The following is a 15151-nucleotide window of genomic DNA, read 5'->3' as shown; positions in this document are numbered from 1 at the left end:
CGCCGCGTCCCCACGGGCCGTTCGCAGCCTGCGGCAGCGGCTACAGATATGCCTTGGTTCAAGTCGCGAGTGGGGTGGCCGCCAAGCAGCCTCCCCATCGAGCACTGGTTACAACGGCGGCAGGCGCCACTCGATCGGCGTCTCGCCGTTCTGCTCGAGGTATTTGTTGGTGCGGCTGAAATGCCCGCAACCAAGAAAGCCGCGATAGGCCGACAAGGGCGAAGGGTGCACCGAGGTCAGCACCAGGTGCTTGGTGGCGTCGATCAGCTTCTGCTTGCTCTGGGCATGGGCGCCCCACAGCAGGAACACCAGGTGCGGCTGATGCTCGCTGACCACTTCGATGATCCGGTCGGTGAAGAACTGCCAGCCCTTGCCCGCATGGGAAGCGGCGTTCGCCCGCTCCACGGTCATGGTGGTGTTGAGCATCAGCACGCCCTGTTCGGCCCAGCTCTGCAGGTAGCCATGGTTGGGGATGTCGATGTTCAGGTCGCGCTTGAGCTCTTTATAGATATTCACCAGCGACGGTGGCGCGGGCACCCCGGGCTGCACCGAGAAGCACAACCCATGGGCCTGACCCGGCCCGTGGTAGGGGTCCTGGCCGAGGATCACCACCTTGACCTTGTCCAGCGGCGTGGAGTTCAAGGCGTTGAAGATCATCGGTCCCGGCGGGTAGATTTCCTTGCCGGCGGCATGTTCCTGGCGCAGGAACTCCCGCAGTTCGCTCATGTAGGGCTGGTCGAATTCGGCACGCAGGGCCTCCTTCCAGCTCGGTTCGAGTTTGATACGATCGTCAGCAGTCATGGCCATGCCCGTGAAAAAACAATGGCCGCACCCTAGGAAAGCCCACTTCGCTTGTCAATTGATCTGACACAGAACCGGCACTTTCCCTTACAGCGATCATACTGACCGCTTAAATTTCCCATCGAGGTCACGATGAACCTGCACGTCGAAGAACTCACCGGCACCGATGGTGCACGCATCGCCATTGCCACCCTGGACGCGGAAAAATCCCTGAACGCCCTGTCCCTGCCCATGATCCAGCAGTTGAGCGAACACCTCGACACCTGGGCCAAGGACCCGCAGGTAGTGTGCGTGCTGTTGCGGGGCAACGGCGCCAAGGCTTTCTGCGCCGGCGGCGAAGTGCGCAGCCTGGCCCAGGCCTGCCTGGCCCATCCCGGCGAAGTGCCGCCGCTGGCGGGGCACTTCTTCGCCGCGGAATACCGCCTCGACTATCGCTTGCACACCTACCCCAAACCACTGATCTGCTGGGGCCACGGTTATGTCCTCGGTGGCGGCATGGGGCTGCTGCAAGGTGCTGGCATTCGTATCGTCACCCCCAGCAGCCGCCTGGCGATGCCGGAAATCAGCATTGGCCTGTACCCGGATGTGGGCGCCAGTTGGTTCCTGTCGCGCATGCCCGGCAAGCTCGGGCTGTTCCTGGGCCTTACCGGCGCCCATATGAACGGCCGCGACGCTCTGGACCTGAACCTTGCCGACCGTTTCCTGCTCGATGAGCAACAGGAAGCGCTGATCGAGGGCCTGCTGCAACTGAACTGGCAGGAACAGACCCCAAGGCAGCTCAACAGCCTGCTCAAGGCCCTGCAACAGGAAGCCCTGGAGCAGATGCCCGACGCTCAATGGCTGCCGCGCCGGCAACAGATCGACAACTGGCTGGATGTCAGTGACGTGGGCTGTGCCTGGCGGGCGATCAGCCAGTTGCACAACCACAGCGATGCCCTTTACAGCCGTGCGGCCAAGACCCTAGTCGAAGGCTGCCCGCTGACTGCACACCTGGTGTGGGAACAGATCCGCCGCGCCCGCTACCTGTCCCTGGCCGAGGTGTTCCAGATGGAGTACACCCTGAGCCTGAACTGCTGCCGGCATCCGGAATTTGCCGAAGGCGTGCGCGCGCGGCTGATCGACAAGGATCATCAGCCGCACTGGCACTGGGCGGATATCAACAGCGTGCCCGAGGCCGTGGTGGAGGCGCATTTCCACAAGGCCTGGGAAGGTCGCCATCCCCTGGCGGACCTGACGGATTACTAGATCGTCACAGGCTGCGCACTGCCCGAAAGGACCCGGCGACAGTGGACTCGCCGAAGGTCCTGCGGACCTTGTCGCAGCCTGCGGCAGCGGCTACGGGGTTCAGCTCAGTACCGGCTCAATGACCGCGGCCACCGTGGCCATGGTCGCCGCGCCCGTGATCGCCGCGCCCGCCATTGTCACGCCCGCCGTGGCCGCCCCAGTCCTGGTTGCTCCAGTTGTTCGGCCGGCCATGCCCACCCCAACCCTGGCTCGGATAAGGCCGGTATACCGCGCGCGGTGGCTGGTAGTAACGCGGGGCCGGTTGGTAATAGCGCGGCGCGGGCTGGTAGTAGCGCGGTGGGTAGTAACTGCGCCCCGTGGAATAGTAGGAAGACCCGCCACCGTAGTAATAGGCCGGCGCGGGAGCGCTGTAGACCTCCGAGCTGTAGTAGCCGGAGCCTCCACCGTAATAAGGGGCACACGCAGCAAGGCTCGAACCCAGTAAGGCAATCAGTAGAAGTCGACGATACATGGCGGCCTCCTGGACCGCGAAGAAGCCTCGCCAGCGACGCTGGCAGGCGGCAATCAGCAACAGGCTGACTGACGCAATATCTGACCGTGAAAAGCGCTTGTGGTGCGATTTGCGCAACACTTTGAAACAAGTGCTGCTGACGTCCTTTCCCGCGGTTTTCCACGCCCACGAAAAAGCGCTGCCTCAGGCAAAGGCAGCGCTGTGGGCAACGACTCTCGGCCCTTGGCCTCTTGTCATCCGAGGCGGTGGCCTGTTGTACGGGCCTTGGTGCCGGCTAGTGGTGCCAACGTCGGTAGCCGCCGTAGTAGTGCGGCCCGTAGCCCCCGTGATAGTAGGGCCGGTAATAGTAGTGAGGCCTGTAGCCGCCTCCATAGTAGGGGTAGCCACCGTAGTAATAGGGGCCTGGAACCGCATACACGTCAGTGCGGTAGTACCCCGGCTCGACGTAATAGGGCACACAGGCGGACAGACTCAAACCAAGCACAACACCGAGCAAGATTCGACGGAACATGGCGGCCTCCCGGACCGCGTGCAAGCCGTACCAGCGACGCTGGACGACGCCAATCGAAACGGCATGACTGGCATTGCATAGGACCGCAAAAAGCCTTTGCGGTGCGCCGCGCAGCAGCGCCCCGATGACTTCACCGACCAGTGGCGGGGCCTGCTCGGCGGCCTTGCAGGCTCCAGTTGCAACGAGCCCCCCGCTGGCCTTCCAGCGCCTGGCAAACGTATCGAAGTCGAGACAATTCAGGCGCGTGATGAACGAGTTATTTGCGCGCCGTGCCACTAGAATGCGTCATCGGGCCACTATCACGGAATCACCATGCCGCGCCGCTCTCCCCTGTATTCCCAGCGCTCGCTGGTTCTGGTCCTGATCGCCCTGCTGGGCAGCGGTTTTCTCGCCACCTCGCTGCTCAGCTACTACGCCTCGCGGGATTCGATCCGCGACAGCATCGTCAATACCGAACTGCCCCTGACCTCCGATACCGTGTACTCGGAAATCCAGAAGGACCTGGTGCGGCCGGTGCTGATCTCCTCGATGATGGCCCGCGATACCTTCATGCGCGACTGGGTGGTGGCCGGCGAGCGCGACCCGAGCCAGATGACCCGCTACCTCAACGAGGTCATGACCCACTACGACGCCTACACCGCGTTCTTCGTCTCCAACACCAGCCTCACCTACTACCAGGCCAAGGGCGTGCTGAAGAAGGTCAAGGCCGATGAGCCCCGGGACGCCTGGTACTTTCGCGTACGCGACATGAGCACGCCCTACGAGATCAACGTCGACCCGGACCTGGCCAACCAGGACAAGCTGACCTTCTTCATCAACTACAAGGTCTACGACTACCAGGACCGCTTCATCGGCGCCGCCGGGGTCGGCCTGACCGTGGATGCGGTGATCAAGCTGATCGACAAGTACCAGCAGCGTTACCAGCGCAGCGTGTACTTCGTCGACGCCTTTGGCCGCATCGTCCTCACCGGTGCCGACGGTGGCCCCCAGGGCGCCCGCAGCGGCCAGTCGCTGCATGAGCTGGACAGCCTCAAGGAGCTGCTGAGCCAATTGCCCAAGCCCCACAGCGGCAGCTATGAATACAATTCCCAGGGCCAGGGGCACTTTCTCAATGTGCGCTTCATTCCCGAGCTGAACTGGTACCTGTTCGTCGACAAACGCGAAGACGGCGCCCTCAACAGTATCCGCCAGTCGCTGTACCTGAACCTGCTGATCTGCCTGGTGATCACCGCCATCGTGCTGGTCCTGCTCAGCGCCGTGGTGCGCCGCTATCAGCGCAAGATCGAAGCCCAGGCCACCCTCGACAGCCTTACCCGTCTGCCCAACCGCCGCGGGTTCGACCTGCTGGCGGCCCAGGCCCTGCAAGAGGCCTGGCGCGACCTGACGCCGCTGTGCGCCATGCTGCTGGACCTGGACCACTTCAAGCGCCTCAACGACACCTACGGCCACCTGGCCGGGGACCAGGTGCTCAGTGGCTTCGCCCGCGACCTGCAGGGCTGCCTGCGCCAGTCCGACATCGTCTGCCGCTGGGGCGGCGAAGAATTCATCGTCCTGCTCAAGGACACCGACAGCAGCGTGGCCCTGGGCATCGCCGAGAAGATCCGCCTGCTCACCGAACAGCAGCGCTATCACTATGAAGGGCAGCCGCTGCAACTGACCGTCAGCATCGGCTTGACCAGCCTGCAAGCCCAGGACACCCTGCACAGCCTGCTGTCCCGTGCCGACCACGCGATGTACCGTGCCAAGCACACCGGACGCAATCGAACCTGCGTGGAAATGCCTGACTCCAGCCATGAATGAACCTGAACTCTGCCCCGCCTGCGGTGCCCGCAACGACTGCACCCTGGCCGACCCGCGCCGCGCCGGCCAGGCCTGCTGGTGCTACAGCGTGGACATCGACCCGGCGATCATCGAAGCCCTGGCGCCGGAGCTGCGCAACCAGGCCTGCCTGTGCCCGCGCTGTGCCGGGGTCGACGCGCAGCTGCGCGCCGCTACCCTGCCCCGTCCCTGAGCCCCTCCAGCCGATAGCCACCGATTACCATGCGCATTGACCGTTTTCTCAGCAACCTGCCCCGTTTCAACCGCCAGCAAGTTCGCGTGCTGCTGGTGCAACGACGCATTCGCATCGATGGGCAGCCGGTCAGCGACCCCAAGGCCGAGGTCCGCGAGTTCAGCCGGGTGGAGCTGGACGACGAAGTGCTGCAGGCCGGCAAGCCGGCGCGCTACTTCATGCTGCACAAGCCCATGGGCTGCGTCAGCGCCACCCGCGACCCCGAGCACAAGACCGTGCTCGAACTGATCCATGAGCCGGACCCGCAGGATCTGCATATCGCCGGGCGCCTGGACTACAACACCACCGGGCTGATGCTGATCACCAACGATGGCAACTGGTCGCGGCGCCTGACCCAGCCCCAGACCAAACTGCCCAAGCTCTATTACGTGGAAACCGAGCAGGAGATCGGCCCCGAATACGTCGAGACTTTCGCCCGTGGCCTGTATTTCGCCTTCGAGGACCTGACCACCCTGCCCGCTCAACTGCAGATCCTCGGCCCCCGCAGCGCCCGGCTGAGCATCGTCGAAGGGCGCTATCACCAGGTCAAGCGCATGTTCGGCCACTTCAACAACAAGGTGCTGCGCCTGCACCGCGAACGCATGGGCCCGCTGCTGCTGGACGAACGCCTGGCCCCCGGTGAATACCGTGCTCTGAGCGACGCCGAAATACGCCTGATCTGAGCGTTGCGCCGCGCCACACGACCGCTGGGCAGAAGCTGTCGAACAATTTGCCCAATGACCTTGCAGGTTCCCGGTTGCCCTGCTTGAATCTGTCCGTCGGCCGAATTGTGACCGACGAGTCACAACCACACATCTAAGAAACCCTTTGCCGGCCTGAGCCCTGCCTGCTCTGCCTTCCCCCGGCAAATCGCCCGCCTATAACAACACCCGTCGACCTGCCTTACCGGATCGACATGGGCTCCGATTCCAGGCGTATGCCTACCTGTCACATTGCCCGTGCACACTCACGTTGCGCGCATACCCGCTTGCCAGGAGTCTTATGACATGAGGCCAGAAATCGCTGTGCTGGATATACAGGGTCAGTATCGGGTTTACACGGAGTTCTATCGCGCAGATGCCGCAGACAAGACCATCATTCTGGTCAACGGCTCACTGGCCACCACTGCGTCCTTTGCCCAGACCGTGAAGAACCTCCACCCGCAGTTCAATGTGGTGCTCTACGACCAGCCCTACGCGGGTCGCTCCAAGGCCCACAACAGGCACGAACGGATGCTCACCAAGGAAGTCGAGGGGCAGATCCTGCTGGAGTTGATCGAGCACTTCGCCGCCGAACATGTGCTGTCGTTTTCCTGGGGCGGCGCCGCCGCCCTGCAAGCGCTCTCCCAGCGCCCGCGACGCATCGAGAAGGCGGTGATCAGCTCGTTCTCGCCGGTGATCAACGAGCCGATGCGCGACTACCTGGAACGCGGTGTCGACTACCTCGGCAGCCGCGATGGCCATCGCGTCGGCGACCTGGTCAACAACACCATCGGCAAGCACCTGCCGTCGCTGTTCAAGCGTTTCAATTATCGCCACGTCAGCAGCCTGGCGGAACATGAGTACGGGCAGATGCACTTCCACATCAGCCATGTGCTCCATGGTGATCGCCAGTGCTACCTCAGGGCCGCACGCAACATCCAGGTCCCGGTGCTGTTCATCAACGGCGAATGGGACGAGTACACCTCGGCCAACGATGCCCGGCTGTTCGCCAACCATGTGCAGCAGTCGAGCTTCAGCACCATCCAGGCCACCGGGCACTTTCTCGACATGGAGCACAAGGCCGCCTGCCGCGACACCCGCCAGGCCCTGATGGGGTTCCTCAAACCGGGCCAGTACGACAACCGTTCGCGTGCCCCGCATGTCCAGGAGCAGCATGTACGAGCCCTCTGAAAAGCCCTCCTCGCAGGCCGCCTGCACACCGTGACAACCCCGGTTTTCACGGTATGGGGCGGGCTGGCGATGAAGGTCAGCGGCGCGCAAGCGCAAGTCAGCTAAAGAAAAACTTCAAATCCACGGCCACATCTGGTACAAAGTCAGCCGTTCGAGCGGGTGTCGTATAATGGCATTACTCCAGCTTCCCAAGCTGATAACGAGGGTTCGATTCCCTTCACCCGCTCCACTTCCCCAATCTGCGTGCCCACGCAGAAGCTCCAAGCAGTTTCCCAGTCGTTGAACTGCAGCGATCTCTCCCTCCAGACCTGACCATTCAAGCCCAAGCCTTGTGCCTACCCGGGCCGATCGGCGCTGGCCAGAAAAGCTGCATAGCCATCGGCAACCACGGACGTGGCGCCAGTCTCATGGGACCAGAGCACCACCACCGGCTCACCGGCCTCCCCCAGCACGGCGTAATCGAAGCAGTAGTAGTCGCCCGTGCCGAACTGGGCGAACGGCAGCAGGCTGGAGAAACCCGCCGGGTCAGCGCAGACGTTGTCCTGCCAGGCCCGCCAGCCGCCTTCGAAATGGCGGACTATCGACTCCCAGGTCTTGCGCGGATCCCGGGCATCGAAGACCGGAAACACCTCCAGCGCCCCCAGGGCCCTGCCGTTGTGCTCCAGCAACCAGCGCGCGAACGAGCAGGGCAAGGTACGCCCCAATGCCATCTCTGCCGCGCGGATCGCCTCGATCGTCGTGCCTGTCACTCTCGCTTTGCCCATGATGCCTCTCTTGGGGTACGAATTCGGGGCCGGGGACACTCGGTGTTCCCGGCCGGCGATTGTGCCGATGAAGATCCTGGCGTGCAAAGCATCCGGCGATGGCCCGGCCCGCAAAACTGGCTAAGACATCCGACCTGTTTTGCTGCACCACCTGCCCGGCCATCGACGATACCTGCGTCGCGCCCTGCGAGGGAGAAGCCCCTCAGCTGTTTCAACTGCATGACATTCCCTGCCCACCAGGGCTGCACACGAACCTGATAGAGCCTCCCGACATGACTCAGAACATCTACGACGACCCGATTTTTTTCCAGGCCTACAGCCAGATGGGCCGCTCCCTCGGCGGCCTCGACGCCGCGCCGGAATGGCCGGCCCTGCAAGCCCTGCTGCCACCGATGAACGGCCTGCGGGTGCTGGACCTGGGCTGCGGCTATGGCTGGTTCAGCCGCTGGGCCAGCGAGCACGGTGCCCGCCAAGTAGTCGGCCTGGACGTTTCGCAGAAGATGCTGGCCACCGCCCGCGCCACCACCTCGGCACCCAACGTGCAGTATCAGCAAGAGGACCTGGAGCAACTGCGCCTGCCCGCCTGCAGCTTCGACCTGGCCTATAGCTCACTGGCCCTGCACTACATAAAGGATTTGCCCGGCCTGTTCGCCCAGGTCTATGCGGCCCTGGTACCGGGGGCGCGCCTGGTGTTCTCCATCGAGCACCCGATCTTCATGGCACCGCGCAACCCGGGCTGGCAGGTGGACGCGCAGGGCCGCCAGTCCTGGCCGGTGGACAGCTACCAGCAGGAAGGCGAGCGGGTGACCCACTGGCTGGCCGAAGGGGTGATCAAGCAACACCGTACCCTGGGCACGCTGCTCAACACGCTGATCGATACCGGCTTCAACCTGCGCCATGTGCAGGAGTGGGGCCCCACGGCGCAGCAGATCGAGGACCTTCCGGCGCTGGCAGAGGAGCGGGAGCGGCCGATGCTGTTGCTGGTGGCAGCGCAGCGGTGAGGAGGTGCGGCGCCCTCAAGGTTTTTTAACGCCCCTTCGGGCCGCTCGCAGCCTGCGACAGCGGCTACAGAAGCCGCAGTCAGTAGCCTTGCTGTAGTGGAAAGCGCTGGGCCGCGCTGCGGGCCAGGAATTTTTCCTGGACCATGGGCCGGGCCAGGAAATAACCCTGGGCCTCATCGCAGCCGAAGGTGCGCAGCATCTGCAGGCACTTGAAGCTTTCAATGCCCTCGGCCACGGTGCGGTAGCCCAGTTCCCGGGCCAGGGCGATGACCGAGCGGGTGATCTTCTGGTGCTGGGCACTGCTCTCAAGGTCGGTGACCATGGATTTGTCGAGCTTCACCACATTGGCCGGAATCTGATGCAGATAGGCGAAGTTACTGTAGCCGGTACCGAAATCGTCGATGGCCACATCCATGCCCAGGGCGCGGATCTTGCTCAACTGGTCCAGCACCCGCGGGTTGGAACGCAACCAGGCACCCTCGGTGATTTCCACTTCCAGGCGATGGGGTTCGATGCCGTGGCGGCGACAGGCCGCCTTGAGCACATCAGCGATGTCCTGGTCCTCGAAATCCTGGGGCGAGAGGTTGATCGACAGGCGCTGCACTTCACCGTCGCTCCAGGCCTGCAGCTTGCCGAGCACCGCATTGATCACCCAGTGGGTTACCCGGTGGATCAACGCATTGCGCTCCATCACCGGAATGAACTCCGCCGGTGAAATCGGCCCCAGCCAGGGGTGATCCCAGCGGATCAGCGCCTCGGCGCTGACCTGGGCGCCGTCGGGCAGGGCGAAACGCGGCTGGAACATCAGGTAGATCTGCCCACTGTCCAGGGCTTCGCTAATATCCGAGGCAAGGTTGAAGGCTCGCCGGTAGGCCTGGTCCCGCACCACGTCGTAAGGCGCCCAGGTGCTGCGGTTGAGGGTCGCCAGTTCCAGGGCGAACATGGCCTTGCGCAACACGTCGGGCACGGCGTCGCGGTCCGTGGAGAACTCCACCGTGCCCGCGCACACCCCGGGAATCATCGGCAGTTCCAGCCCTGGCGGCTGACGCCGCAGGCGCCGCACCAGGCCTTCCAGGAAGCGCTCGATCCCGGGAGCCGCCGGCAGCAGGAAGCCGAAGCGCTTGACCGATACGTGATACACCCGCACATGGCGCCCCAGGTAGGCGAGCAGTTGCTGGGCCAGGAACCGCACGATGGTCTCGAACGGCGCCAGGCCCATGGCCAGGGTCAGCTCGTGGGCCACGGTCATGTCCACCGCGTCCACCAGCACCAGCACGCGCCGTTCTCCCGGGTTCTCATCCGCCAGGTCGTACAGGTCGCTCTGAAATTGCTCACGGTTGGGCAGCCTGCTCACCGGGTCGCGCCGGGTCAGGCGCTGACGCTGCTCCACCTGCTCCATCACCAGGGATGCCAGGTCGCGCAGTTGCTGACGCTCGGCAGCGTTCAGGCGCTGGGGCTGGCGATCGATGACGCACAGGCTGCCGATCGCATGCCCGGTGGAGGTAATCAGCGGCGCGCCGGCATAAAAACCGATGCCCGGGTCCTGGGTCACCAGTGGGTTGGCGTGGAAACGCACATCCTGGCGGGCGTTTTCCACCTCGAATACATCACCGGACTTGATGGTATAGGCGCAGAACGATTGCTCGATGGGGGTCTGCTCGGGCGCAAAGCCCACCCGCGACTTGAACCACTGCCGATCACGGTCCACCAGGGTGATCAGGGCCGTGGGCACCTTGAAGTACTCTGCGGCCAGCCGGCAGATGCGGTCAAAACGCTCGCACCGGGCCGTATCCAGCAGTTCCAGGGCATACAGGGCAGCCAGGCGCTGCTCCTCGGCCAGCGCCTTATCGGGCATATTGCGCCTCGGGCAGGATCAACACACTCATCACCAATCTATCTCACCAACGCAGGGATGGAACGACACCCGGAAACCGGGTCGGGCCTTGAAGTAGTGGCACTACGACATCCATCGACAGCATGACGCAGTGACTAGTGCTTGCCAATTCCATCCGTCGGACGAACGGTCGACGGCAAGCCCCCCAACCCTGCGTTGAAACACTTGTCCTAGAGCATTGCCGACTGAAAGCCGGAACAACCCTCTGGTAGCCTGCGACGCTATACCGCTGTGCTGCCCAGGGAGCCGGGACAGGCTTCACGCCCTGCCCTGAACCTGGCGACAGACGGCGAAAATCCCCATCGGCCGCGACCTCTCACTTCGGACCAACCGCCCATGCCAAGGCTTTCCCCGTTGCCCCGCTGCCTGTACCTGTCGACTGCCCTGGCTGTGCTGCTGCCAATCCTGGCCCACGCCGCACAACCTCAAGCGCCCAGTGCCGCCGACATCGCATGGCTGCGGCGTGACGGCTTCGACCTGGACGCGGCGCAACTCCAGCGCCTGCGCACCCTGGGGCGCAATGAGCTGCTGAGGGCGCAACTGGACGATCGCCTGCACGATCCGTTGCCACCGGCCATCGACACCCTGCTGCGCAGTTATCCGGCCCTGAACGATTCGCCCCGCTCCCTGCTGGAGGAGTTCCGGCAGCGCCAGGAACAGATCAAGGCAATGCCCGAGGGCGAAGCGCGCAACCAGGCGCAAAAAGACCTGCGCCAGTACGCCGCCCAACTGGCTGAACAGACCCAGTCCAGTGTGCTGTTGCAAGCTGTCTACGGCCCCAACCAGCTCAAGGAACAACTGGTGCTGTTCTGGCTCAACCATTTCAGCGTGTTCCAGGGCAAGGGCAGGGTGCGGCTGCTGACCGCCGATTACCTTGAAAACACCCTCCGCCCCCACGCCCTGGGCAAGTTCAAGGACCTGCTGCTGGCCACCCTGCAAAGCCCGGCCATGCTCGAATATCTGGACAACAGCAGTAACGCCAGGGGCAAGGTCAACGAGAACTACGCCCGTGAACTGATGGAACTGCACAGCCTGGGCGTCGACGCCGGCTACAGCCAGGAAGACGTGCAACAGCTGGCGCTGATTCTCACCGGAGCCGGGCTGGCGCCCCTGGACGGTCGCGAGCAGCACTTTCCCCGCAACCTGCAGCCCCTGGTGGTGCAACAGGGCCTGTTCCAGTTCAACCCCAAACGTCACGACTTCAGCGACAAGCACCTGCTGGGCCATACCATCAGGGGCAGCGGGTATGACGAGATCACCCAGGCCGTGGACCTCATCACCCGGCAACCGGCCTGCGCGCGGTTCATCTCGCGCAAGCTGGCCCAGTACTTCGTCGCGGACGAGCCGCCGCCGGCGCTGGTGGCGCGCATGGCCAAGAGCTTCAGTGACAGCGATGGCGACATCGCCCAGGTCATGGCCACCCTGATGCAATCGCCGGAGCTGCTGCATGCGGCCGGCAGGAAATTCAAGGACCCGCAACAGTTCGTGGTCTCGGCGCTGCGCCTGACCTATGACGGCAAGCCCCTGGCCAACCCGCGACCACTGCTCAACTGGCTGAATCAGATGGGCCAGCCGCTGTTCGGGCGCATCACTCCCGACGGCTGGCCGCTGGTAGCCAGTGGCTGGTCGAGTTCCGGGCAGATGGCCAAGCGCTTTGAAATCGCCCGGGCCATGGGCTCGGGCAACAACCGGCTGTTCACCGCCGAGGGCAGCCAGGTCCCGGGGCCGGGGTTTCCCATGATCACCACGCCGATGTATTACCAGGCGATCGCCCCCTACCTCTCCAGCACCACCCGCAACGCCCTGGAGCAGGCCGTTTCCCCCCAGGAATGGAACACCTTCCTGCTGTCCTCGCCGGATTTCAACAATCGCTGAGAGCGCCCCACCTGACCAGGAGCCGTCATGAATCGTCGCCAATTGTTGATCGCAGCCGCCGCCCTGCCCAGCCTGACGTTTTGTGCCCGGCTGTTCGCCGCACCGGCCTCGGCGCCGCGCACCCTGCTGGTGTTCCTGCGCGGCGGCTATGACTGCAACAACCTGCTGGTGCCCTACAGCAGCGACTTCTACTACGAGTCGCGCCCGACCCTGGCGATAGCCCGGCCCGATGGGCACAACCCGCAGAGCGCCATCGCGCTGGACAGCCACTGGGGCCTGAACCCGCTGCTGCGCGATTCGCTGTACCCGCTGTGGCAGCGCCAGGAACTCGCCTTCGTGCCCTTTGCCGGCACCGACGACCTGTCCCGCAGCCACTTCCAGACCCAGGACACTATCGAGGCCGGCCAGCCAAGCCAGCAGCACCGGCGCTACGACTCGGGGTTCCTCGCACGCCTGGCGCGGCAGGTGCCCGACAGCGCGCCTATCGCCTTTACCGACGCCCTGCCTCTGAGCTTCCAGGGCGGCCAGGAGATTCCCAACCTGTCCTTGCGCAGCGCCGGCAAGACGCCCTTCGATGAGCGCCAGGCAGCGATTCTGGCCGCCATGTACCAGCACACGCCCTATGCCGCCGCGGCCAGCGATGGACTGGCCCTGCGCCAGAAGGTCTCCCGGGACCTGCAGCAAGAGATGCTCGCGGCCAGTCGCGGGGCGGCCAATGCACAGAGCTTCGCCGCCCAGACCCGGCGCATGGCCGGCCTGATGCGCGAGCAGTATCGCCTGGGCTTCGTCGATGTCGGCGGCTGGGATACCCACGTCAACCAGGGCAGCACCCAGGGCCAACTGGCCAGCAACCTGGCCAACCTCGGGCAAGGGCTGGCGGCCTATGCCGAGGCCATGGGCGAGCACTGGAAGGACAGCCTGGTGGTCGTGGTCTCCGAATTCGGCCGGACCTTTCGCGAGAACGGCGCCCGGGGCACCGACCACGGCCATGGCACGGCGTACTGGGTGTTGGGCGGCAGCATTCGCGGCGGGCGCCTGGCCGGCGAGCAAGTGACGGTGAACGCGCAAAGCCTGCTGCAGAACCGCGACTACCCGGTGCTCAACAACTACCGGGATCTGCTCGGCGGCCTGCTGGGCGCTACCTGGGGGCTTTCCCGCGCTCAGGTGCAGGCGGTGTTCCCCGGTTCCCGGCCCGCGACCCTGGGCCTGGTCTGATGCCGTTGCTGAAACGCCCGGGTGCAGGCAAAAAAAGAGCGATCCCAGGGTCTGTACGAAAACTCGCCGAGCAAAGATCAGGCAAGGCAAAAACAGGCGAGGAAGCGGAGTTTAGGAACCTAAATGAGCATTCCGAGCCTGTTTTTAACGCAGTCTGATCGAAGCGCAGGTAGTTTTCGTACAGAGCCCACGATCGCTCTGCGGTTTGCAAACGGATGCACCGGGCCATTCGCCCCGGCAGACTCTTGGCAACCTGCCGTGAATCCGCTTGAAACCATTTGCCCCCTGTCACCGCCCGGCTCCTGCCAGGCGTGCCGATATTTTTACCAGTGCGCAACTGTCTGCTTGCTGAACCTGAAGCCAATCCCGCCATCGATGCTGTCCCCCTCCTGCCCGGGCGCTTGCCAAGCCGGGGAAAAACCTGAAGCATTCGCAGCCCGCGCCCCTGGCGCCCCCCCACGGAAGGAGCCGTGCCTTGAAAACACTGTTGTTGCTGCTCTCCCTCATCCTGCTGATGGTGCTCAACCTCGGTTACTACACCGAGCTTGAAGAGGCTGAAACCCATACCCGCTGGTTTATCAAGACATCCCCGACCCTGCGCCTGGAATTCTTCAACATCCACGCCAATGACGGCGACTACCGGCGCGTGGAAAAGCTCACCGATGAACAGCGCCAGATGATCATCGACTATTGCAAATACCGCCTGGGCATCGACACCCAGGTCACCACCCAGGCCGATGTGGAACGTTGCGCCAAGCTCTAGGGCCGCCCTGCCCCCCTCTCTCCCAGCCTCCGACCAGGGCTACGACCGCGCTAAACAGCCCTGATGCGGCGCTCATTGGCCCCTGGGGGCCGGAGCACCTGCGCCCGACACGGCTCCCAAAGTGCTATGGTGGCCGGCTGCCCTGCCTGCCAGGGCTCACTGGAGGAGCAATACGCTGAGCGCGTGGTCGCCACCTTGAGGAGGTCACTGAAGAGATATGTGTAACGCAAAAGATATCTATACCGCGGGTTGGGTCCTGGTGGTCATGGCCGGGCTGGTGTCCCTGGCGATCCAGGTCTACCTGGGCTATTTCAGGCTTGATGACATGGTCAAGCACCTGTCGCGCTGCCGGGTCATTGCCATCCGCATGCCACTCCTGGGCAAGGACCCCCTTAGCCGTTTCTTCATGCTGCTGTGCATCGGCGCACTGTTCGCCATGCCCCACCTGTTCCTGCGCAACGGCGGCCTGAACGTGAAGGACTACAGGAAATTCCCCCTGGGCCTGAAGTGGCTGATCAATCTGTTCCAGTTCGCGGCCCTGGTAGCCGTCATTGCCTTCCTGGTGCTGTGGTGGGTCAGCCGCCACCTCTGACGGCAGGCATGGACCATACGGGGCGCCACCAACGGCG

Annotated in this window: 15 protein-coding genes and 1 tRNA gene; 11 read left to right on the top strand and 5 right to left on the bottom strand. The window is 64.0% G+C overall.

The window, feature by feature from the left end; translation table 11 throughout:
* Positions 1–108 precede the first annotated feature (108 nt).
* Positions 109–801 (bottom strand): uracil-DNA glycosylase, encoded by a 693-nt coding sequence (gene ung, locus AC07R1_RS16260; protein ID WP_011059775.1) that lies wholly within the window; start codon positions 799–801, stop codon positions 109–111.
* Positions 802–933: 132 nt separating this feature from the next.
* Here ung and dspII point away from each other — a divergent pair, with 132 nt between their 5' ends.
* Complete coding sequence (gene dspII, locus AC07R1_RS16255) at positions 934–2046, top strand: enoyl-CoA hydratase/isomerase DspII (RefSeq protein WP_183000535.1); 1113 nt, start codon at positions 934–936, stop codon at positions 2044–2046.
* A 115-nt stretch (positions 2047–2161) separates the two neighbouring features.
* On the opposite strand, the gene AC07R1_RS16250 is transcribed toward dspII, so the two are convergent.
* Positions 2162–2557 carry a hypothetical protein gene (locus AC07R1_RS16250; RefSeq protein ID WP_026019995.1) on the bottom strand — a complete coding sequence of 132 codons (396 nt, stop codon included), beginning with the start codon at positions 2555–2557 and terminating at the stop codon, positions 2162–2164.
* A gap of 274 nt (positions 2558–2831) precedes the next feature.
* Complete coding sequence (locus AC07R1_RS16245) at positions 2832–3344, bottom strand: hypothetical protein (protein WP_495110705.1); 513 nt, start codon at positions 3342–3344, stop codon at positions 2832–2834.
* A gap of 36 nt (positions 3345–3380) precedes the next feature.
* Between AC07R1_RS16245 and AC07R1_RS16240 the strand changes: the two genes are divergently transcribed.
* The 5 genes from AC07R1_RS16240 to AC07R1_RS16220 all read left to right on the top strand — a co-directional run bounded on the left by AC07R1_RS16240 (position 3381) and on the right by AC07R1_RS16220 (position 7239).
* Positions 3381–4868 (top strand): sensor domain-containing diguanylate cyclase, encoded by a 1488-nt coding sequence (locus tag AC07R1_RS16240; protein ID WP_495110704.1) that lies wholly within the window; start codon positions 3381–3383, stop codon positions 4866–4868.
* Positions 4861–5079, top strand: a complete 219-nt coding sequence (locus AC07R1_RS16235) for a cysteine-rich CWC family protein (protein WP_011059771.1) — start codon at positions 4861–4863, stop codon at positions 5077–5079. Before AC07R1_RS16240 ends, AC07R1_RS16235 begins: the two co-directional genes overlap by 8 nt.
* 29 nt (positions 5080–5108) lie before the next feature.
* Positions 5109–5801 carry a pseudouridine synthase gene (locus AC07R1_RS16230; protein WP_015634506.1) on the top strand — a complete coding sequence of 231 codons (693 nt, stop codon included), beginning with the start codon at positions 5109–5111 and terminating at the stop codon, positions 5799–5801.
* A gap of 324 nt (positions 5802–6125) precedes the next feature.
* The gene (locus AC07R1_RS16225; protein WP_015634505.1) at positions 6126–7010 is read left to right on the top strand and encodes an alpha/beta fold hydrolase; all 885 of its coding nucleotides are present in this window, start codon (positions 6126–6128) and stop codon (positions 7008–7010) included.
* A 155-nt stretch (positions 7011–7165) separates the two neighbouring features.
* Positions 7166–7239, top strand: a tRNA-Gly gene (locus AC07R1_RS16220).
* A 106-nt stretch (positions 7240–7345) separates the two neighbouring features.
* Here the strand turns inward: AC07R1_RS16220 and AC07R1_RS16215 are convergent.
* Positions 7346–7774 carry an SMI1/KNR4 family protein gene (locus tag AC07R1_RS16215; protein ID WP_495110703.1) on the bottom strand — a complete coding sequence of 143 codons (429 nt, stop codon included), beginning with the start codon at positions 7772–7774 and terminating at the stop codon, positions 7346–7348.
* Between the two features lie 272 nt (positions 7775–8046).
* Between AC07R1_RS16215 and AC07R1_RS16210 the strand changes: the two genes are divergently transcribed.
* Complete coding sequence (locus tag AC07R1_RS16210; protein ID WP_019096081.1) at positions 8047–8775, top strand: class I SAM-dependent methyltransferase; 729 nt, start codon at positions 8047–8049, stop codon at positions 8773–8775.
* A gap of 79 nt (positions 8776–8854) precedes the next feature.
* On the opposite strand, the gene AC07R1_RS16205 is transcribed toward AC07R1_RS16210, so the two are convergent.
* On the bottom strand, positions 8855–10630 hold the full coding sequence (locus AC07R1_RS16205) for a sensor domain-containing diguanylate cyclase (protein ID WP_053149541.1): 1776 nt from the start codon (positions 10628–10630) through the stop codon (positions 8855–8857).
* 375 nt (positions 10631–11005) lie between these two features.
* Between AC07R1_RS16205 and AC07R1_RS16200 the strand changes: the two genes are divergently transcribed.
* The 4 genes from AC07R1_RS16200 to AC07R1_RS16185 all read left to right on the top strand — a co-directional run bounded on the left by AC07R1_RS16200 (position 11006) and on the right by AC07R1_RS16185 (position 15114).
* Entirely contained in the window at positions 11006–12544 is a 1539-nt protein-coding gene (locus AC07R1_RS16200; protein ID WP_015634501.1) for a DUF1800 domain-containing protein, read from the top strand.
* Positions 12545–12571: 27 nt separating this feature from the next.
* The gene (locus tag AC07R1_RS16195) at positions 12572–13759 is read left to right on the top strand and encodes a DUF1501 domain-containing protein (protein ID WP_495110702.1); all 1188 of its coding nucleotides are present in this window, start codon (positions 12572–12574) and stop codon (positions 13757–13759) included.
* A gap of 475 nt (positions 13760–14234) precedes the next feature.
* Positions 14235–14522: a hypothetical protein gene (locus AC07R1_RS16190; RefSeq protein ID WP_015634499.1), complete on the top strand. Its 288-nt coding sequence runs from the start codon at positions 14235–14237 to the stop codon at positions 14520–14522.
* 217 nt (positions 14523–14739) lie between these two features.
* Positions 14740–15114, top strand: coding sequence for a hypothetical protein (locus AC07R1_RS16185; RefSeq protein ID WP_015634498.1), 375 nt, complete (start codon positions 14740–14742; stop codon positions 15112–15114).
* Positions 15115–15151: the final 37 nt, after the last annotated feature.

The organism is Pseudomonas sp. GW821-FHT07F01 (assembly GCF_059418825.1).
The sequence above is the reverse complement of the archived record's forward strand: the minus strand, read 5'-3'. Positions and strand labels throughout refer to the sequence as shown.